Source organism: Rhodococcus sp. Z13_19A, assembly GCF_058133575.1.
The window spans coordinates 103,490-122,367 of the sequence record NZ_JBYUNN010000003.1; the positions used below are offsets into that span (position 1 = coordinate 103,490).

The window sequence follows — 18,878 nt, forward strand, 5'->3', positions numbered from 1 at the left end:
GCATGTCCGAGACCCCAGACCCCCAGGGCAGCACCACCCAGAGCGGTGAGAGCCTCAACGGCGACGAGAACGGTGGCTCCCTGAACGGCGGAGTCGAGACCCGTGACCCGCTGACGCGCAAGAACGTCATGACCCGGCTCTACTCCGGCACGGGCGCGTTCGACATCATCGGCAACCGGCGTCGCTGGTACGTCATCACCGCAGTCCTGGTGCTGGTCTGCCTCGGCTCCATCATCTTCCGGGGCTTCAACCTCGGCATCGACTTCGAGGGCGGCACCCAGATCCAGTTCCCCGCCGGCGGTGCCACGGTCTCCGAGGTCGAGGAGGTGTACTCGGCGGTCATCGGCACCGACCCGGTGACCGTGCAGACGGTGGGCTCCGGCGGTTCCAGCACCATCCAGATCCGTTCCGAGACCCTCGACGCTAACCAGGTGGACGGGCTGCGGCAGGCGCTCTTCGACGCCTTCCGCCCCGCGCCGGCCGGTGGTGAGCCGAGCCTGGCCGCCATCAGCGACACGGCGGTGAGCGACACCTGGGGCAGCGAGATCACCCAGAAGGCGATCGTCGCGCTCATCGTGTTCCTGGTGCTGGTCGGCATCTTCATCGGCATCGTCTTCGAGCGGGACATGGCCATCGCGGCGCTCGCCGCTCTGGCCCAGGACCTCATCGTCACCGCAGGCGTGTACTCCCTCATCGGCTTCGAGGTCACCCCGGGCACGGTGATCGGTCTGCTGACCATTCTCGGCTTCTCGCTCTACGACACCGTCGTGGTGTTCGACAAGGTGCACGAGACCACCCGCGGGGTGCTGCACCTGACCCGGCGCACCTACGCCGAGCAGGCCAACCTGGCGGTCAACCAGACCATCGTCCGGTCGGTGAACACCACGGTGATCGCGGTGCTGCCGGTGCTCGGGCTGCTGGTGATCGGCGTGTGGCTGCTTGGTGTCGGCACGCTCAAGGACCTGGCACTGGTGCAGCTCACCGGCCTGGTCGTGGGCACCTTCTCCTCGATCTTCCTGGCCACGCCGCTGGTGGTGACGCTGCGCGAGCGCAAGGGCGAGGTGGCGGTGCACACCAAGAAGGTGCTGGCCCGGCGCAAGGCGCTGGCGGCCAAGCAGGCGGGTGCGCCGGAGGCCGCCGTGGTCGGCGGTGCTGACGTCGCTGCCGTGCGTGCCACCACGGCCACCACGACCCCGCGCACCCCGGTGCGCCCCACTCGCCCGACCAAGCCCAACCAGAAGCGGGGGAGCGCGCCCAGCACGGGTGCGCGTCCCACTGGAAAGCGGAAGCGATGAGCCTCACCAACGACCTCGACGTGCGGCGCAGCGCGGCGGAGCACGTCCGGCGACTCACCCGGGTGGTCGCGGACTTTCCCGTCCCCGGCGTGCTGTTCTCCGACCTCACCCCGGTGTTCGCCGACGGTCCCGCGCTGGCCGCGGTCATCGCCGCGCTGGCCGAGGACGCCCAGGGTGTGGACCTGGTGGCGGGCATCGACGCACGTGGCTTCCTGCTCGGCTCCGGGGTGGCCCTGGCGCTGGGCGTCGGGGTGCTGCCGGTGCGCAAGGCCGGCAAGCTCCCGCCGCCGGTGCACTCGCAGAGCTACGACCTCGAGTACGGCAAGGCGACCCTCGAGGTGCCGGCCGCGGCGGTGGACCTGCACGGTCGCCGGGTGCTGGTGGTGGACGACGTGCTGGCCACCGGCGGGACCCTGGCCGCGTCGGTGCGCCTGCTGCGGCGGTGCGGAGCCGAGGTCACCACGGCTGCGGCCGTCCTGGAGGTTCCCGGTCTGGGTGGGCGCGAGCTGCTCACCGACGGTCCCGAAGAGGGACGTGCCCCGCTCGTCTGTGTCGTCCCTGCCTGAGGTTTACTCTCGACACCGTGACGGTGTGACCGTTGCGTGATGACGGCATGCCGTTCCAGGCATTGGGCAGGAGGTGGAAGTGGTGAGCCACGACGTGCAACCGGTGTCCACCGAGAGTGCTGATGGCGCGGGAGCTGTTGCGGAGACCCCGCCCCCGTCCAGCACCTCGTCGGCCTCGCGGCGCGTGCGTGCCCGCCTGGCCCGGCGCATCACCGCGCAGCGTGGGGGTGCCGTCAAGCCGGTGCTCGAGCCGCTGGCGACGCTGCACCGGTCGCTGCACCCCAAGGCGGACCTGGTCACCCTGCAGCGCGCCTACGACGCCGCGGAGGCCCACCACGAGGGCCAGATGCGCAAGTCTGGCGATCACTACATCACCCACCCGCTGGCGGTGGCGACCATCCTGGCCGAGCTGGGCATGGACACCACCACGCTGATCGCCGCCCTGCTGCACGACACCGTGGAGGACACCGGCTACTCGCTGGACGAGCTGCGCCGCGACTTCGGCGACGAGGTGGCGCACCTGGTCGACGGGGTCACCAAGCTGGACAAGGTGGCGCTGGGCAGCGCCGCTGAGGCAGAGACCATCCGCAAGATGATCATCGCGATGGCCCGCGACCCCCGCGTGCTGGTGATCAAGGTGGCCGACCGGCTGCACAACATGCGCACCATGCGGTTCCTGCCGCCGGAGAAGCAGGTGCGCAAGGCGCGCGAGACCCTCGAGGTCATCGCCCCGCTGGCGCACCGGCTGGGAATGGCGACGGTCAAGTGGGAGCTGGAGGACCTGGCGTTCGCCATCCTGCACCCCAAGAAGTACGACGAGATCGTGCGGCTGGTGGCCGGCCGCGCGCCCTCGCGGGAGACCTACCTGGCCACCGTTCAGCAGCAGATCCAGCAGACGCTCACCGCGGGTCGCGTCGACGCCACGGTGGAGGGCCGGCCTAAGCACTACTGGTCGATCTACCAGAAGATGATCGTCAAGGGACGCGACTTCGACGACATCCACGACCTGGTGGGTCTGCGGGTGCTGTGCGAGGAGGTCAAGGACTGCTACGCCGCCGTGGGCGTGGTGCACTCGCTGTGGCAGCCGATGGCGGGGCGGTTCAAGGACTACATCGCCCAGCCGCGCTACGGGGTGTACCAGTCGCTGCACACCACGGTGGTGGGCCCGGAGGGCAAGCCGCTGGAGGTGCAGGTGCGCACCCGCGAGATGCACCGCACCGCGGAGTTCGGCATCGCCGCGCACTGGCGGTACAAGGAGTCCCGCGGCAAGAACGCGGCCTCCCCCGGCGCCGACGTGGACGAGATGGCGTGGATGCGTCAGCTGCTGGCGTGGCAGCGGGAGTCGGCCGACCCGGGGGAGTTCCTGGAGTCGCTGCGCTACGACCTGGCGGTCAAGGAGATCTTCGTGTTCACCCCCAAGGGGGACGTGATCACGCTGCCGGCCGGCTCGACGCCGGTGGACTTCGCCTACGCCGTGCACACCGAGGTGGGCAACCGCTGCATCGGTGCGCGGGTGAACGGGCGCCTCGTGGCGCTGGAGCGGCCGCTGGAGAACGGCGAGGTGGTGGAGGTGTTCACCTCCAAGGCCGCCAACGCCGGGCCCAGCCGTGACTGGCAGAGCTTCGTGGTGTCGCCGCGGGCCAAGAGCAAGATCCGGCAGTGGTTCGCCAAGGAGCGCCGCGAGGAGTCGCTGGAGGCGGGCAAGCTTGCCATCACCAAGGAGGTGCGGCGCGGCGGGTTGCCGCTGCACCGGTTGGTGAGCGGGGAGACCATCTCCGCGCTGGCCCGCGAGCTGCGCTACGCCGACGTCTCGGCGCTGTACACCGCGGTGGGCGAGGGTCACGTGTCGGCGCAGCACCTGGTGCAGCGGCTGGTGGCGCAGCTGGGCGGTGTGGAGGACGCCGAGGAAGAGCTGGCTGCACGCGCGACGCCGTCGACCACCACGGGACATTCGCGACGCTCCACCGACGTCGGCGTGCTGGTCACCGGCGCCACCGGCGTGCTCACCAAGCTGGCGAAGTGCTGCACGCCGGTGCCTGGCGACGCGATCCTGGGCTTCGTCACCCGGGGCGGCGGGGTGAGCGTGCACCGCACCGACTGCACCAACGCCACCTCGTTGAACGCGCAGGCGGAGCGACACGTGGAGGTGCAGTGGGCGCCGACCTCGTCGTCGGTGTTCCTGGTGGCCATCCAGGTGGAGGCGCTGGACCGGCACCGCCTGCTGTCTGACATCACCAAGACGTTGGCCGACGAGAAGGTCAACATCCTGTCCGCGTCGGTCACCACCTCGCACGACCGCGTGGCGGTCAGCAAGTTCACCTTTGAGATGGGCGAGCCCAAGCACCTCGGCAACGTGCTCAACGTGGTGCGCAACGTCGAGGGTGTCTACGACGTGTACCGAGTGACCTCAGCCAGCTAGGGCGGGTCGGAGTCGCTCAGGTCCGGCGGGTGGTGGATCGGGTTGGTGCGTGGAACCTGTTGTGGGTCAACGTGTCTGGGCGCGATCCAATCCACTCTGCCGTGAGTGCCCATGCGGACGGTGAAGCCTTCGTGGGTGATGAGCCGGTGGTCGAACGGGCAGACGAGCGCCAAGTTGTGCAGATCTGTTGGTCCGCCGTGTTGCCACTCGGTGAGGTGGTGGACCTGGGTCCACTGGGCGGGCATCTCGCAGCCCGGCCTGGTGCAGCCGCGGTCTCGTGCATACAGGGCCAGGCGTTGTGCCGGTGAGGCCAGACGTTGCCCGGTGCCCAGGTGCAGGACCTGGCCGGCGGAGTCCAGCACGCAGGGCAGCCACTTCGCGTCGGCGGCCATACGGAGCACGTCACGCACCGGCACGGTCCCGCCTGAGGCGGTGCTGGCCGTACCCGCCCGGCGCTCCAGGTCCGCCAGTCCCATCGTCACCACCACCGTCGCCGGTAATCCGCGGTTGCTGGGCAGCTCGCCGGAGGCGAGGGCGTTGCGGCAGAGGGTGGCCAGCGCGTCGTGGTTGCGCTGGGCGGCGCTCCGCGGATCCGAACGCCCGTCCTCGGTGACGGGCCGCGCGGCGGCGGAGAACGCCGCGTCCACCAGGGCGCGGGTCATGGGGTCGAGCTCACCGCTGATGCGGCTCATCCCGTCCGGGCGCTGGCGGCCGATGGTGAAGCCCCGCCGCCGCGCCCGGTCCACGTCAGAGGTCTCACGGCCGTCGGGGTCGAGGTAGGCCACCAGCCGCTCCGCCGCCTTGGCCAGCTCCGACGGGCGCAACGCACACGCCTGCGCGGCCAGAGTCTGCTCGGCCAACCCGACAGTCTCGGTGTCCAGCGATGCGGGTAGGTCGTGCATCGTCTTGGCGACGATCTCGGCGTGCCGCGGCGAGATCCCGCCCTCTGCTTCAGCAGCCGCGCACGCAGGATGGGCCGGCCCGAGATCCTCACCAGTGAACGACGTGCGCGGACCACGAAGCTGCGCAGCCCGCACCCGGGCCCGCGCCTCCTGGATGGCCAGGTGCAGCAGCTCCGACAACAACCCCGCAGTACCGCGAGCCAGGAACACCGTGGCCAGGGAACGGCACTCCATCTCCATGATGAGACGGTGATCGACGGTGGGCTTCATCCGGTGCACCCGCTCCGCCTCGCGCACCACCGTGAGCACCCCAGCATCCGACAGCCCGGCCAGCGGCACCTGCTGCAGTCGCCCCATCACCGCAGCGTGCTCGGCCAGCAGGGAGGCGACCTCGTCGGGGAGGTCCTCCACTGCCACTGCCGCAACACTCGAACGCATGTTCGAAGCATAGGGCCCCGTCCCGACATTTTCGGCCCTGTGACCAGCACCGACAGCGAACGGGCCGCCCCCGGCAAGGAGCGGCCCGTTCGAGAACACCAGAGAGCTAGCTGGCCGTGGCCTTCTCGATGGTGACCGCGGTCTTGGGTGCGCCGCCGCCAGCACTGATGGAGCCGTCGTCGCCGCCCGCCGCCACCTTGTCGAGGGTGGCCAGCCCGGCCTCGCTGATGGAGCCCACCACTGTGTAGGTCGGCGGCAGCGGCGAGTCCTGGTACACCAGGAAGAACTGGCTCCCGTTGCTGGACGGCTTGCCGGTGTTGGCCATGGCGACGGTGCCGCGTGGGTAGTTCACCGACGTGGACAGCGCGGGATCATTCGCCTGGTACAGGTCGGTGGGGTACTCGTTGGCGTAGACGTACCCGGGACCACCGTTGCCCTTGCCGGTCGGGTCGCCGCACTGCAGGACGTAGATGCCGGAGGTCACCAGGCGGTGGCACGGGGTGTCGTCGAAGTAGCCCTGCGTCGACAGGCTCACCATGCTGTTGACCGTGCACGGTGCGAGCGCCCGGTCGAGGTTCAGCCCGATGTCACCGACGGACGTGTCCAGGGTGACGGTGGCGATCCCCTGGGTGGAGATGTTGGCGGTCGGCGGGGGGCTCACCGGCCGCACCGCTTGCGCGGACGGCGGGTAGGCGCAGGTGACCGTCGGCGGGAGCGGGGTGGGCCGGGCGAACTGGCCGGCCAGCGGCGCGCTGGTGGGGGACGTGCTCGGTGCGCCGGTGGTGGACACCGGCAGTGATGCCGGAGCAGCGCCGTCGTCGGAGTCGCTGCTGCAGCCCGCGAGGCTCAGCGCCGCGGCCAGCGCGACCGCCGCGAGCGCGGTGGCCCGCCTCATGCCTGCACCGTCATCGAGGTGATGGTGACGGGAGTGGCGGGCGCCCCGCCGCCGGCGCTGATGGAGCCGTCGTCACCACCGGCCGCGATCTTCTCCAGCACGGCCAGGCCGGGTTCGTCCACGGTGCCGAAGACGGTGTACTGCGGCGGCAGCGGGGAATCCTTGTAGAGCAGGAAGAACTGGCTGCCGTTGCTGTTGGGCTGACCGCTGTTGGCCATCGCGATCGTGCCGCGCGGGTAGATCGCGGCCGCCTGGGCAGCGGCGTCGTCCGCGGCGTACTGGTCGGTGGGGAACTCGTTGCCGAAGCCGTAGCCCGGGCCGCCGGTGCCCTGCCCGGTGGGGTCGCCGCACTGCAGGACGTAGATGCCGGAGGTCACCAGGCGGTGGCACGGGGTGTCGTTGAAGTACTGCTGGTTGGCCAGGCTGACGAAGCTGTTCACCGTGCACGGAGACAGGGCCCGGTCCAGCGACAGCCCGAGGTCACCCTGGGTGGTGGCCATCTTCACCGCGGCCACCCCCTGGGTGGACACCCCGGTGCTCTGCGGCGGGGTGTTCGGCTTGGACGCCTCGCCGGAGGCGGGGTAGCTGCAGTCCACAGTGGCAGGCAGCGCCGCGCTGCGGGCGGCGGGCAGCGGCGCACCCTCGGCCGGCGCCTCCTCGGTGGTGGGCGGGGCAGCAGTGGTGTTGTCGTCCTCGCCGCCGCGGGTGAGCACCACCACGAGGGCCACCACGCCGATGGCCAGCACCACGCCGATGGCGGTGAACGCCACGGTCAGCTGGCGGCGCCGCTTGGCCCGGACCGCCCGCCGCTCCAGCTGGCGCTCGAGCTTGCGCTTGGCGGCTTGGCGTCGCTGCTCGTTGGTCGGCACCGGGTGGTCCTCCAGGTCGTGGGCGCCCAGAACGGTCCGGGCGGGGCGAGGGTCAGACCCACCGAGTGTGCCAGCCCCCGGGTGTCGGGAGCGTGAGGGGCGGCGCCGATAGGCTGACCGAGTCCACCGCCGTCTCCACACCAGGAGCCCTCACCGTGCTTGTCGCCGGGTTTCCCGCCGGGTCGTTCCAGACCAACTGCTACGTGATCGCTCCCGAGGAGGGCGGCCCCTGCGTCGTGGTCGACCCCGGCCAGGACGCAGTCGAGCCACTCACGGCGCTGCTGGCTCGGCACCGGCTGACTCCCGCAGCCGTCCTGCTCACGCACGGACACCTCGACCACACCTGGTCGGTGTTTCCCGTGTGCGACGGCAACGACATCCCCGCCTACATCCACCCGCTGGACGAGGAGATGCTGGCCGACCCCGGCAAGGGCGTCAGCCCGCAGATGCAGGCGATGCTCGGTGACCTCGTCTTCCGCGAGCCCCGCGAGGTGCGCGCCCTCGGCGACGGTGACGGGCTCGACCTCGCCGGCGTGACGATGACGGTCGACCACACCCCGGGCCACACCCGCGGGTCGGTGGTGTTCCGCTCCACGGTGGACACCGAGGACGGACCCACCCAGGTGCTGCTGGCCGGCGACACGCTCTTCGCCGGCTCCATCGGGCGCACCGACCTGCCTGGTGGCGACCACGCGACGATGCTCGAGTCGCTGCAGAAGAAGCTGCTGCCGCTGGACGACTCCACCGTCGTGCTGCCCGGGCACGGACCCACCACCACCATCGGGCGCGAGCGCGCCAGCAACCCCTACCTGCTGGGTCTCCAGCAGCCTCCTCGCAAGGGCATGTGACGTGGCCACCTTCTCCGCCCCCAAGGGCGTTCCCGACTACTACCCCGGCGCTGGTGCGGCTGACTCCTCGGCGTTCCTCGCCGTGCGCGAGGGCCTCACCCGTCCGGCGCGGCTCGCCGGCTACGGCCACATCGAGCTGCCGATCTTCGAGGACACCGCGCTCTTCGCCCGCGGCGTCGGCGAGTCCACCGACGTGGTGAGCAAGGAGATGTACTCCTTCGACGACCGCGGCGGCCGCTCGGTCACGCTGCGCCCGGAGGGCACCGCCGGCGTGATGCGGGCGGTCATCGAGCACAGCCTGGACCGCGGCCAGCTGCCCACCAAGCTCAGCTACTCCGGCCCGTTCTTCCGCTACGAGCGCCCGCAGGCCGGTCGGTACCGCCAGCTCCAGCAGGTCGGCGTGGAGGCCATCGGCGTGGACGACCCTGCGCTGGACGCTGAGGTCATCGCCATCGCCGACGCTGGGTTCCGGGGCCTCGGCCTCACCGGCTTCCGCCTGGAGATCACCTCCCTGGGCGACGACACCTGCCGGCCGCAGTACCGCGAGCTGCTGCGGGAGTTCCTGTTCTCGCTGCCCCTGGACGAGGCCACGCGGGCTCGGGCGGAGATCAACCCGCTGCGAGTGCTCGACGACAAGCGTCCGGAGGTCCGCGAGCTGACCGCCGACGCCCCGCTCATGCTCGACCACCTCTCCGCCGAGACTGCCGAGCACTTCGCCGCCGTGCGTCGCCACCTCGACGCTCTCGGAGTGCCCTACGTGATCAACCCCCGCATGGTCCGCGGGCTGGACTACTACACCAAGACCACCTTCGAGTTCGTGCACGACGGGCTGGGCGCCCAGTCGGGCATCGGCGGGGGAGGGCGCTACGACGGCCTGATGGCCCAGCTGGGCGGCCAGGCGTTGTCCGGCATCGGCTTCGGACTGGGGGTGGACCGCACCCTGCTGGCACTGCAGGCCGAGGGAGTCACCGTGGGCGACGTCGCCCGGTGCGAGGTGTTCGGGGTTGCCCTGGGCGAGGCGGCCAAGGACGCGGTGGTGCAGCTGGTGGCCACCCTGCGCGCGGCGGGCATCCGGGCCGACATGTCCTACGGCGGGCGCGGGATGAAGGGCGCGATGAAGGCGGCCGACCGCTCCGGTGCCCGGCTCGCGCTGGTGGTGGGGGACCGCGACCTGGAGGCGGGACGGGTGGGCGTGAAGGACCTCAGCACGGGCTCCCAGGCGGAGGTCCCGGCGGCCGAGGTGCTCGCGGCGGTGCAGGCCGCGCTGGGCTGAGCCGGCCGGCTCCGGCCCTGGCAGGGACTTGTTCGGCTGCCTAGTTAGGCAGGCGTGAGTACCTGTTCCCGGTCGCCGTCCCGCCCTAGTGTGTGGTCATGACGCAGCCATTTCCGTCTGAGCCGTCTGATGACCGCCCAGCCCAGGGGTCGGCACCGGCCGAGCCCGGGGAACCTCTCTCGGGCCCAGCCGAACCGGGCCCGGCCCAACCCGGTCCGTCGCAGCCGGGGCCGAAGCAGCCGGGTCCGACGCAGCCAGGGCCGACGCAGCCGGGTCCGCCGCCCGGCCCGTCCCAACCCGGTCCTCCGCCCGGCGCCCAGCGCTACGGCGAGCCGGGCTCCCCGCCGTCGGGGTACGGCCAGCCGGGGTACGGGCAGCAGGGCCAACCCGGTGTCGCTCCGCGCCCGTACTCCGACGTGGCCGGCCGCCAGCTCTCGCCGGACGAGACCACCTGGAGCCTGCTGGCGCACCTCAGCGGGATCGTGCTCGGCTTCCTCGGCCCGCTGCTGGTGATGCTGATCAAGGGCAACGAGTCGCCGTACACCCGCAGGAACGCGGTGGAAGCACTGAACTTCCAGATCACCCTGGTGATCGCCTACGTCATCTCCGCGCTGTTGATGGTCCTGCTCATCGGCTTCCTGCTGCTGCCGGTGCTCTACGTCGCCGATGTCGTCCTCAGCGTGCTGGCCGGCGTCGCGGCCAGCAAGGGTGAGGACTATCGGTACCCGTTCACCTGGCGGTTCATCAGCTAGACCCGCGCTGGGCAGTCCGCGAGCGGCCCCCGCGCCAGCTTCCCTTCACCACCGATGATGCCCCCGGTGGTATCGGCGTATCGTCGGTGGACGGTTCACGGAAGGGAAGTCTGATGACAGGTGACGAGGAGAGCATCAACCTGGTGCTCAACCGGCTGCGACGTGCGCACGGCCAGCTGGCCGGGGTGATCTCGATGATCGAGGACGGCCGGGACTGCAAGGACGTCGTCACCCAGCTCGCGGCGGTGTCCAAGGCCCTCGACCGGGCCGGGTTCAAGATCGTGGCCTCCGGCCTGCGCGAGTGCCTCAACGGGGACAGTGCCGAGCAGCAGCCGATGACCGAGGCAGACCTGGAGAAGCTCTTCCTCTCCCTGGCCTGACCTTCCCGCGGCACCAGCACCGACGCCGACGCACCAGCACCGACACTGACAGCGGGCCCGGACGGATCCTTCCGTCCGGGCCCGCTGTCGCACCTCGACCCCCGCCGCTCCCGAGGGACAACCAAGGAGAAGAACAAACAAGCAGACTTGACTGTTTGTTCGTTGACCCCGCACACTGGTGACCATGACCACACCGGCGGTGACGCCCAGCGTCACCGCCCCGGCGGGTCGACAGACTCAGGGTGAGCGCAGCCGGGAGACCCGGCTGAAGCTGATGAACGCGGTGGTGGAGTGCCTGGCCGAGCACGGCTGGGCGGGAACCACCACGGCTCTGGTCTCCCAGCGTGCTGGGGTCTCCCGCGGAGCGCAGCTGCACCACTTCGCCAGCCGCGGCGCCCTAGTGGCCGCCGCCGTGGAGCACGTCGGCTCCCGCGGCGTGCAGGAGTTCCGGGAGAGCGCCACGGCGCTGTCCAGGTCCCGCTCCGCCGTGCGCACCGAGGCGGTGGTCCAGCTGATCGTGGACTTCTTCATCAGCCCGGTGTTCGCCGCTGCGCTCGAGCTGTGGGTGGCCGCCCGCACCGACGCCGAGCTCACGCCGATGGTGCTGCGCCTGCAGGCCAAGCTCGGCCGTGAGTGTCACCGGATGGCGGTGGAGCTGCTGGGGGCTGACGAGTCGGTGCCCGGTGTGCGGGAGGCCGTGCAGGCCACCCTCGACCTGGCCCGCGGGCTCGCCCTGGCCAACCAGCTCGCCGACGACAGCGTGCGGCGCGCCAAGATCGTCCGGCAGTGGGCCGGGCAGCTCGACGACCAGCTCGGAGGCAAGACGTGAGTGCCCTGGACCAGCTGCTGACCGACCTCGCCGAGGAGAACGACGACCTCGACGCCCGGGTGGCCGACCTGCCCGACTCCGACTGGGCGCGGGGGACTCCGGCCGCCGGGTGGACCGTGGCCCACCAGGTGGCGCACCTGGCGTGGACCGACCAGGTGGCGGTGCTGGCGGCCACCGACCTCGACGGCTTCACCGAGGTGCTCACCGGCGCCGCGGCCGACCCCATGGGCTTTGTGGACGCCGTCGCCGAGCGCGACGCCACGCAGCCACCGCCGGAGCTCCTCCAGCGGTGGCGCCAGGGGCGGGCGCAGCTGCTGGCGGCGCTGGCCGCCGCCACGCCGGGGGAGAAGCTGCCCTGGTTCGGACCACCCATGAGCCCCACCTCGATGGCCACCGCGCGCCTGATGGAGACCTGGGCGCACGGCCAGGACGTCGCCGACGCCCTGGGTCAGCGGCGGGTGCCCACCGCACGGTTGCGCCACATCTGCCACATCGGCGTGCGCACCCGCGGCTTCGCCTACCTGGTCAACGGCCTGACCCCGCCCACCGGCGACGTGCGGGTGGAGCTGACTGCGCCGGACGGTGAGCTGTGGTGCTGGGGCGAGTCCGACACCGACGTGGTGCAGGGCCCGGCCGAGGACTTCTGCCTGCGGGTCACCCAGCGCCGCCACCTCGACGACCTCGCCCTGCGCACCACCGGCGCCGGAGCCGAGGAGTGGCTGCGCATCGCCCAGGCCTTCGCCGGGCCACCCGGCCCCGGACGCGCGCCCGCCACCGTCCCCAGCTCCTGACTCCCGTCCGTGCTTGCCCCCGACCGGCCCACACCCCGAGGAGACACTCCGACCGTGAGCGTCAACGACCTGTTCGAGACCCCCGAGCGCACCGAGCTCCGGGCCACCATCCGCACCTTCGTGCAGCGGGAGGTCCTGCCGCACCTGGACGACTGGGAGCGTGCCGGTGAGCTGCCGCGCGAGCTGCACAGGAAGGCGGCGGCGCAGGGCCTGATGGGCCTGGCCTTCGACGAGGCCGTCGGCGGCTCCGGCGGTGACCTCCTCGACGCGGTCATCCTCAACGAGGAGCTCATCCAGGCCGGTGGCAGCTCGGGCCTCGCGGCGGGGTTGTTCACCCACGGCATCGCGCTGCCGCACATCGTCGCCGCCGGCAACCCCGACCTCGTCGACCGGTTCGTGCGGCCCACCCTGGCCGGGGAGATGATCGGCGCGCTGGGCATCACCGAGCCCAGCGGCGGCTCCGACGTGGCCAACCTGCTCACCACCGCCAGGCGCGACGGCGACGACTACATCGTCAACGGGGCCAAGACCTACATCACCTCCGGCACCCGCGCCGACTTCATCACCACCGCGGTGCGCACCGGCGGCAAGGGCGCAGGTGGCGTCAGCCTGCTGGTGATTCCCACCGACACCCCCGGCTTCACCGTCACCCGGCGGCTGGAGAAGATGGGCTGGCTGTGCTCGGACACCGGCGAGCTGTCCTTCGACGACGTCCGCGTGCCCGCCGCCAACCTGGTGGGCGAGGAGAACCAGGGTTTCCTGCAGATCGCCATGCAGTTCCAGCACGAGCGCATCTCCATCGCCGTGCAGGCCTACGCCACCGCGCAGCGCTGCCTGGACCTGACCCTGCAGTGGGCGCGCGACCGGGAGACCTTCGGCAAGCCGCTGATCAGGCGCCAGGTGGTGCAGCACAAGCTGGTGGAGATGCGCTCGCGCATCGAGCTGGCCCGCACCTACACCCGCGACCTCGCCACGCGGGTCGCGGCGGGGGAGACCGACATCGCCGCGGTGTGCGTCGCCAAGAACATGGCCTGCGACGCCGCCGACTACGTCGTCAACGAAGCCGTGCAGCTGCACGGCGGGATGGGCTACATGAGGGAGTCTGAAGTGGAACGGCACTACCGGGACGTGCGCATCTTGCCCATCGGCGGCGGAGCCCGCGAGATCATGGTGGACCTCGCGGCCAAGCTGTGGAGCTGGCAGTGAGCGCCGGCGCCGCCACGGCGTTCACCGAGTCGGCCGAGCGCCAGGAGCTGCGCAAGGCCGTGGCCGCGCTGGGCGCGGAGTTCGGCGGGGACTACCTGCAGGACTGCGCCCGCAACGGCCGCAAGACCACCGAGCTGTGGGACCGCGCCGGTCAGCTGGGCTACCTCGGGGTGGCCATCGGCGAGGCCTACGGCGGCGGTGGCGGTGACATCGGTGACCTGGCCGCAGTGTGCGAGGAGCTCGCCGCGCAGGGCTCGCCCATGCTGCTCATGGTGGTCTCGCCGGCCATCTGCGGCACCATCATCGAGAAGTTCGGCACCCAGGAGCAGCGCCAGCACTGGCTGCCCGGCTTTGCCGACGGCAGCACCAAGATGGCCTTCGGCATCACCGAGCCCGACGCCGGGTCCAACAGCCACGAGCTGAGCACCGCGGTGCGCCGCGACGGCGACGACTGGATCCTCAACGGCGGCAAGTACTACATCTCCGGGGTGGACGAGGCCTCGCACGTGCTGGTGGTGGCCCGGCACACCGACGCCGCCGGCAACCGCGGGCTGCCCTCGGTGTTCATCGTGCCCACCGACGCCCCGGGCCTCACCGCGCAGATGATCGAGATGGACATCGTCTCGCCGGAGAAGCAGTTCACCCTGTTCTTCGACGACGTGCGGCTGCCGGCCGACGCCATCGTCGGTGACCCCGACGCCGGGCTCAGCCAGATCTTCGCCGGGCTGAACCCGGAGCGGATCATGGCCGCGTCCTTCGCCACCGGGCTGGGACGCTTCGCGCTGGACAAGGCCACCGACTACGCCCGCACCCGCAACGTGTGGGGCACGCCGATCGGGGCGCACCAGGGCATCGCCCACCCGCTGGCCCACGCCGCCATCTCCCTCGAGCTCGCCCGGGTGATGACGCAGAAGGCCGCCGCGATGTACACCGCCGGGGCCAAGGGCGCGGGCGAGGCGGCAAACATGGCCAAGTACGCCGCCGCCGAGGCCGCGTGCGCGGTGATCGACCAGGCGGTGCAGGTGCACGGCGGCAACGGCCTGGCCGCGGAGTACGGGCTGGGCGCGCTGCTCGGCGCCTCGCGGGTGATGCGGATCGCCCCGGTGAGCCGGGAGATGATCCTCAACTACGTCAGCACCCACACCCTGGGACTGCCGCGCTCGTACTAGCCGCTCCGCTACGGCGTTCAGGGCCCTTGTCGCCCCCAGGGAGCCCCTGGAGGGCGATCAGGGCCCTGAACGCCCCCCAAGAGGCGCTAGCGCGCGTAGCGCATGAGCCCTTCCTGCACCACGGCCGCCACCATGTTGCCGGCCTGGTCGAAGATGCGGCCCTGGGTGAGCGCGCGCCCGAAGCCCGCCGACGGCGACGTCTGGTCGTAGAGCAGCCACTCGTCGGCCCGGAACGGGCGCAGGAACCACAGCGCGTGGTCCAGCGACGCGCCCTGGGTGTGTGCGTCGGGGTGCGGCACCCGGGCGGAGCCCAGCAGCGTCATGTCGCTCATGTACGCCAGCACGCACACGTGGAACACCGGGTCGGGCGGCAGCTGGTGGCGGTAGCGAATCCACACCCGCTGCTGCGCGGCCAGGCCTCGGCTGGTGGACATGTCGACCGCGGGCACGATGCGGATGTCCCAGTCCGGCCACTCCTGGCGGAACCAGTCGTTGATCGCCTCGTTCACCCCGCCCAGCGCGGAGAGGTTGTCCGGGCCGGGCACCCGGGGCATGTCGTCCTGGTGCTCGGGGCCGTCGTCGTGGGCGTGGAAGGACGCCGACATGGAGAAGATGGCCTTGTCGTGCTGGATCGCGGTGACCCGGCGGGTGAGGAACGACCGCCCGTCCCGCACCCGGTCGACGTGCAGCTCGGTGGGGGCGTCGGGGTCGCCCGGCCGCAGGAAGTAGCCGTGCAAGGAGTGCACCCGCACGTCCTCGCGCACCGTCCGCACCGCCGCCACCAGCGACTGGGCCGCCACCTGGCCGCCGAAGGTGCGCTGCATGCTGGTGTCGAAGGACTTGCCCTGGAACACGTCCTCGGCGAGCTGGTCGACCTTGAGGACCTCGTCGATGGGGGGCACGGGACTCCTCGGGTCGTCGCAGGTCGGTCAGCTGGGGCGTGATCTCACCTGAACCTCACCACACGGTGGCGGTGGCGGTCGACCAGGGTGCCCGGGCCGCACCCAGCGGCTCAGGCGTCGAGCTTCAGCACCTTCCGGGCGTTGAGGTGCAAGAACTTCGGCCACACCTCGTCGCGGAAGCCGACGCCCGGCAGCTCGGCGGCGATGCGCTCCAGGGACAGCCCGGCCGGGAAGTAGCCGGCGTAGAGGATCTTGTCTGCGCCGCGGGTGTTCGCGTAGTCCACGATGGCCTGCGGGTAGTGCCTGGGCGCGAAGGCCGACGTGGAGAAGTAGAGGTTGGGCCACTTGAGCATCAGCTTGACCAGCAGGTCCTGCCAGGGCTCGCCGCCGTGGCGGGTGACGAAGACCAGGTCGGGGAAGTCGAACATCACGTCGTCGATCAGCTCGACGTGCTGCGGGGCCATCCGCACTCGCGGGCCGGGCACGCCGACGCAGGCGAAGATCGGGATGCCCAGCTCCACGCACGTGGCGTAGATCGGGTACATCTGCGGGGCGTTCAGCGCCACCTGCGGGAAGGTGCCCGCGGCGAAGGAGCTGACCGAGCGGATGCCGAACTGCTCGTGCTCGCGCCGCATCCGAGCCAGGGTGCCCATGATGTCGTGTGGGTCCACCGCGCTGCCCAGCGGCACGAACCGGTCGGGGTGCGTGGTCACGGCCCGGCGCCCCGAGGCGGTGGACACGCTCACCATGCCGATGCTGATGCCGTGGGCGTCCATCTCCCGCAGCGTCACCGACACCGGGTCGTCGGTGGGCAGGTCGTGCGGGACGTCCGTGAACATGTACTGGGCAGGGAAGCTGAACTCCTCCTTGCTCTCCCGGTCCTTGGTCTGGGCGGTGATGAAGTCGTACTCGCCGCCCCCGGCCTCCCGGAAGCCGATGAAGGTGTCGATGATCGGGCTGTCCGCGGGAAAGCTCACGTCGCAGACGATCGCAGGTGGAGAGGTGCCGGCGCAGCACGGCTGTCCGCTCAGTGGACGCCCTGGGTCCACCTTGGTGCACTGGTGGCGGCGTGATCCACGCCATAGCGTTGCTGCACATGAGCGCACTGCCGAAGGTCTGCATCATCGGAGCTGGTCCCAGCGGGTTCAGCACCGCCAAGCGGTTGAAGGACGCCGGCATCCCCTACGACTGCTTCGAGAGCTCCGACGACGTGGGCGGCACCTGGTACTACAACAACCCCAACGGCCGCTCCGCCTGCTACGAGAGCCTGCACATCGACACCTCCAAGTACCGGCTGCAGTTCCAGGACTTCCCGGTGCCGGAGGAGTGGCCGGACTTCCCGCACCACACCCTGATGCACCAGTACTTCCGCGACTACGTGGCGACGTTCGGCCTGCGCGAGACCATCACCTTCAACACCAGCGTGGAGCGGGCCGAGCGCGGATCCGACGGCATCTGGACGGTCACCCTGGACACCGGTGAGGCGCGCACCTACGACGTGCTGGTGGTCGCCAACGGGCACCACTGGAGCCCGCGGATGCCGGAGTACCCCGGCACCTTCGACGGGGTGGTGCTGCACTCGCACGCCTACCGCAGCCCGTTCGAGCCGGTGGAGATGCGCGGCAAGAACGTGGTGGTGGTCGGCATGGGCAACTCGGCGATGGACATCGCCTCCGAGCTCTCGCACCGCTCCATCGCCAAGAACCTGTGGGTGTCGGGTCGCCGCGGGGTGTGGGTGCTGAGCAAGTACCGCAACGGCAAGCCCGCCGACAAGGCCGCCAAGCCGCCGTGGATGCCGCGCAAGCTGGGGCTGGCCCTGTCGCGCAAGGCGATCAAGAAGGCGGTGGGCAACATGGAGGACTACGGGCTGCCCAAGCCCGACCACGAGCCGCTCTCGGCGCACCCGTCGGTGAGCATCGACTTCCTGGCCAAGGCCGGCTCCGGCGACCTCACCTGCAAGCCGGCCATCACCCGCCTCGACGGCGACACGGTGCACTTCACCGACGGCACCTCGGTGACAGCGGACGTGGTGGTGTGCGCCACCGGCTACAACATGGAGTTCCCGTTCTTCACCGACCCGGCGCTGCAGCCCGACGCCGACAACCGGTTCCCGCTGTTCAAGCGGATGGTGAAGCCGGGCGTCGACAACCTGTTCTTCATGGGCCTGGCCCAGGCGTCGCCGACGATCATCAACTTCGCCGAGCAGCAGAGCAAGCTCCTCGCTGCCTACCTCACGGGCGAGTACGCGCTGCCCTCGGTGAACGAGATGCGGCTGATCATGCGCAAGGACGAGAAGGCCAGCCTGGAGCAGTACTACGACACCCCGCGGCACACCATCCAGGTGGACTTCGGCCGCTACGTGCGCGACCTGGTCAAGGAGATCGCGACCGGGCGCAAGCGGGCGACGCAGGCCGGCAACCAGCTGCCGGTGCCGCCGCGGGCGGAGCAGGTCAGCGTCGGCTAAGGCCTGCGGGTGGGGCGCTACCTCCTGCGGTGCAGCAGCACCGCCAGCTCGGTGCGGGACTGGCAGCCGGTGGCGGTCAGGGCGCGGCTGACGTACTTCTTCACCGTGTCCACCGCCAGGCCCAGCCGCAGCGCGATGTCGGCGTTGCCCAGACCCTCGCCCACCAGCCGCGCCACCTCGGCCTCGCGGCGGGGCAGCCCGGCGAGGGCGTCCACCGGCGCGGCCTCGGGCAGCAGGCGCGAGACCAGGGAGAGCTGGCGCACCAGCAGCTGCAGCACCTGGCGGTCCCGCACGCCCAGCCGCGGCTGGTCCACGGTGAACAGCCCGACCACCCCGACCGTGCCCGCGGGCAGCGGCAGCCGCAGCGCCGCGGCGCCGGTGAGCCCGCGCGGCGCCATCACCCGGTCGCGGAAGGAGTGGCTGATGTCGGCGAGCTCGTGCAGCGACACCACGCCGCTGCGGTTGAGGTGCTGCAGCGACGGCGAGCTGGCGAAGACGTCCACCGACCGCCAGTGCGCGTGGTAGTGCGCCAGGCTGGTCCGTCCGCCCCCGTGCACCACCGCGCCGTGGTCGTCGAAGGCCGAGCGCAGGCTGTGGCCGCGGAAGAAGGTGGTGTAGCGGGCGCCGAAGGCTGCGGCGAGCGACTCCAGCAGCCGCTCGGAGAACTCCGGCACGGTGTCCGCCGACCCGCAGTGTGCGGAGACGTCGAGAACCAGCTCGTAGTCGGTGGCGGTCAGGCCGGCACGAACGGGCATGGGCACGATCCTGGGGCTAGGGGTGGGTCCGGCGGCTGAGGCGCGGCTGTGACCGCGATCATAAGCATCCCCGGCGCGAGTGACTGGCCTTGACCTTGACGCTGCGCCAACCCCTAGCGTCGCTG

Annotated in this window: 18 protein-coding genes; 12 read left to right on the forward strand and 6 right to left on the reverse strand. The window is 71.1% G+C overall.

Annotated features, from left to right (window positions below):
* The first annotated feature begins 2 nt into the window (after window positions 1-2).
* The 3 genes from secF to AC3YNX_RS11620 all read left to right on the forward strand — a co-directional run bounded on the left by secF (window position 3) and on the right by AC3YNX_RS11620 (window position 4,280).
* Entirely contained in the window at window positions 3-1,295 is a 1,293-nt protein-coding gene (secF, locus tag AC3YNX_RS11610) for a protein translocase subunit SecF (RefSeq protein WP_489995566.1), read from the forward strand.
* Complete coding sequence (locus AC3YNX_RS11615; RefSeq protein WP_127783211.1) at window positions 1,292-1,861, forward strand: adenine phosphoribosyltransferase; 570 nt, start codon at window positions 1,292-1,294, stop codon at window positions 1,859-1,861. The genes secF and AC3YNX_RS11615 overlap by 4 nt, the downstream gene beginning before the upstream one ends.
* A gap of 103 nt (window positions 1,862-1,964) precedes the next feature.
* Entirely contained in the window at window positions 1,965-4,280 is a 2,316-nt protein-coding gene (locus AC3YNX_RS11620) for a RelA/SpoT family protein (protein WP_489995932.1), read from the forward strand.
* Here AC3YNX_RS11620 and AC3YNX_RS11625 read toward each other — a convergent pair.
* The 3 genes from AC3YNX_RS11625 to AC3YNX_RS11635 form a co-directional block, all read right to left on the reverse strand.
* Complete coding sequence (locus tag AC3YNX_RS11625; protein ID WP_489995567.1) at window positions 4,277-5,620, reverse strand: HNH endonuclease signature motif containing protein; 1,344 nt, start codon at window positions 5,618-5,620, stop codon at window positions 4,277-4,279. The two genes, AC3YNX_RS11620 and AC3YNX_RS11625, sit on opposite strands and share 4 nt — an antisense overlap.
* A 106-nt stretch (window positions 5,621-5,726) precedes the next feature.
* Complete coding sequence (locus tag AC3YNX_RS11630; RefSeq protein ID WP_489982990.1) at window positions 5,727-6,515, reverse strand: peptidylprolyl isomerase; 789 nt, start codon at window positions 6,513-6,515, stop codon at window positions 5,727-5,729.
* A complete protein-coding gene (locus AC3YNX_RS11635) occupies window positions 6,512-7,384 on the reverse strand; it encodes a peptidylprolyl isomerase (RefSeq protein WP_489982991.1) in 873 nt (290 codons plus the stop codon). Before AC3YNX_RS11635 ends, AC3YNX_RS11630 begins: the two co-directional genes overlap by 4 nt.
* 155 nt (window positions 7,385-7,539) lie before the next feature.
* Between AC3YNX_RS11635 and AC3YNX_RS11640 the strand changes: the two genes are divergently transcribed.
* The 8 genes from AC3YNX_RS11640 (at window position 7,540) to AC3YNX_RS11675 (ending at window position 14,632) form a co-directional block, all read left to right on the forward strand.
* Entirely contained in the window at window positions 7,540-8,232 is a 693-nt protein-coding gene (locus tag AC3YNX_RS11640; protein WP_489982992.1) for an MBL fold metallo-hydrolase, read from the forward strand.
* Window position 8,233: 1 nt separating this feature from the next.
* Complete coding sequence (hisS, locus tag AC3YNX_RS11645) at window positions 8,234-9,505, forward strand: histidine--tRNA ligase (RefSeq protein ID WP_489995568.1); 1,272 nt, start codon at window positions 8,234-8,236, stop codon at window positions 9,503-9,505.
* A 416-nt stretch (window positions 9,506-9,921) separates the two neighbouring features.
* Window positions 9,922-10,257 carry a DUF4870 domain-containing protein gene (locus tag AC3YNX_RS11650; RefSeq protein ID WP_489995569.1) on the forward strand — a complete coding sequence of 112 codons (336 nt, stop codon included), beginning with the start codon at window positions 9,922-9,924 and terminating at the stop codon, window positions 10,255-10,257.
* A gap of 113 nt (window positions 10,258-10,370) precedes the next feature.
* Window positions 10,371-10,637, forward strand: a complete 267-nt coding sequence (locus AC3YNX_RS11655; protein WP_127783203.1) for a metal-sensitive transcriptional regulator — start codon at window positions 10,371-10,373, stop codon at window positions 10,635-10,637.
* Between the two features lie 184 nt (window positions 10,638-10,821).
* Window positions 10,822-11,466, forward strand: coding sequence for a TetR/AcrR family transcriptional regulator (locus AC3YNX_RS11660; RefSeq protein ID WP_489995570.1), 645 nt, complete (start codon window positions 10,822-10,824; stop codon window positions 11,464-11,466).
* Window positions 11,463-12,257 carry a TIGR03084 family metal-binding protein gene (locus AC3YNX_RS11665; RefSeq protein WP_489982994.1) on the forward strand — a complete coding sequence of 265 codons (795 nt, stop codon included), beginning with the start codon at window positions 11,463-11,465 and terminating at the stop codon, window positions 12,255-12,257. The genes AC3YNX_RS11660 and AC3YNX_RS11665 overlap by 4 nt, the downstream gene beginning before the upstream one ends.
* Window positions 12,258-12,311: 54 nt before the next feature.
* Window positions 12,312-13,463 carry an acyl-CoA dehydrogenase family protein gene (locus AC3YNX_RS11670; RefSeq protein WP_489995571.1) on the forward strand — a complete coding sequence of 384 codons (1,152 nt, stop codon included), beginning with the start codon at window positions 12,312-12,314 and terminating at the stop codon, window positions 13,461-13,463.
* Window positions 13,460-14,632 carry an acyl-CoA dehydrogenase family protein gene (locus AC3YNX_RS11675; protein WP_489995572.1) on the forward strand — a complete coding sequence of 391 codons (1,173 nt, stop codon included), beginning with the start codon at window positions 13,460-13,462 and terminating at the stop codon, window positions 14,630-14,632. The genes AC3YNX_RS11670 and AC3YNX_RS11675 overlap by 4 nt, the downstream gene beginning before the upstream one ends.
* An 86-nt stretch (window positions 14,633-14,718) precedes the next feature.
* Here AC3YNX_RS11675 and AC3YNX_RS11680 read toward each other — a convergent pair whose 3' ends face one another.
* Window positions 14,719-15,534, reverse strand: a complete 816-nt coding sequence (locus tag AC3YNX_RS11680) for an acyl-CoA thioesterase (RefSeq protein ID WP_489982996.1) — start codon at window positions 15,532-15,534, stop codon at window positions 14,719-14,721.
* Window positions 15,535-15,644: 110 nt separating this feature from the next.
* The gene (locus tag AC3YNX_RS11685) at window positions 15,645-16,511 is read right to left on the reverse strand and encodes an amidohydrolase family protein (RefSeq protein ID WP_489995573.1); all 867 of its coding nucleotides are present in this window, start codon (window positions 16,509-16,511) and stop codon (window positions 15,645-15,647) included.
* Between the two features lie 119 nt (window positions 16,512-16,630).
* Here AC3YNX_RS11685 and AC3YNX_RS11690 point away from each other — a divergent pair, with 119 nt between their 5' ends.
* On the forward strand, window positions 16,631-17,998 hold the full coding sequence (locus tag AC3YNX_RS11690; RefSeq protein WP_489982998.1) for a flavin-containing monooxygenase: 1,368 nt from the start codon (window positions 16,631-16,633) through the stop codon (window positions 17,996-17,998).
* Between the two features lie 17 nt (window positions 17,999-18,015).
* Here AC3YNX_RS11690 and AC3YNX_RS11695 read toward each other — a convergent pair whose 3' ends face one another.
* Window positions 18,016-18,753 (reverse strand): helix-turn-helix transcriptional regulator, encoded by a 738-nt coding sequence (locus tag AC3YNX_RS11695; RefSeq protein ID WP_489995574.1) that lies wholly within the window; start codon window positions 18,751-18,753, stop codon window positions 18,016-18,018.
* Window positions 18,754-18,878 lie beyond the last annotated feature (125 nt).

Bases quoted from the DNA above. Each gene is read 5' to 3' on its own strand.
- AC3YNX_RS11660 (WP_489995570.1), top strand. From the start codon at position 10,822: ATGACCACACCGGCGGTGACGCCCAGCGTCACCGCCCCGGCGGGTCGA.
- AC3YNX_RS11630 (WP_489982990.1), bottom strand. From the start codon at position 6,515: ATGAGGCGGGCCACCGCGCTCGCGGCGGTCGCGCTGGCCGCGGCGCTG.
- AC3YNX_RS11695 (WP_489995574.1), bottom strand. From the start codon at position 18,753: ATGCCCGTTCGTGCCGGCCTGACCGCCACCGACTACGAGCTGGTTCTC.
- secF (WP_489995566.1), top strand. From the start codon at position 3: ATGTCCGAGACCCCAGACCCCCAGGGCAGCACCACCCAGAGCGGTGAG.
- AC3YNX_RS11625 (WP_489995567.1), bottom strand. From the start codon at position 5,620: ATGCGTTCGAGTGTTGCGGCAGTGGCAGTGGAGGACCTCCCCGACGAG.
- AC3YNX_RS11655 (WP_127783203.1), top strand. From the start codon at position 10,371: ATGACAGGTGACGAGGAGAGCATCAACCTGGTGCTCAACCGGCTGCGA.
- AC3YNX_RS11690 (WP_489982998.1), top strand. From the start codon at position 16,631: ATGAGCGCACTGCCGAAGGTCTGCATCATCGGAGCTGGTCCCAGCGGG.
- AC3YNX_RS11615 (WP_127783211.1), top strand. From the start codon at position 1,292: ATGAGCCTCACCAACGACCTCGACGTGCGGCGCAGCGCGGCGGAGCAC.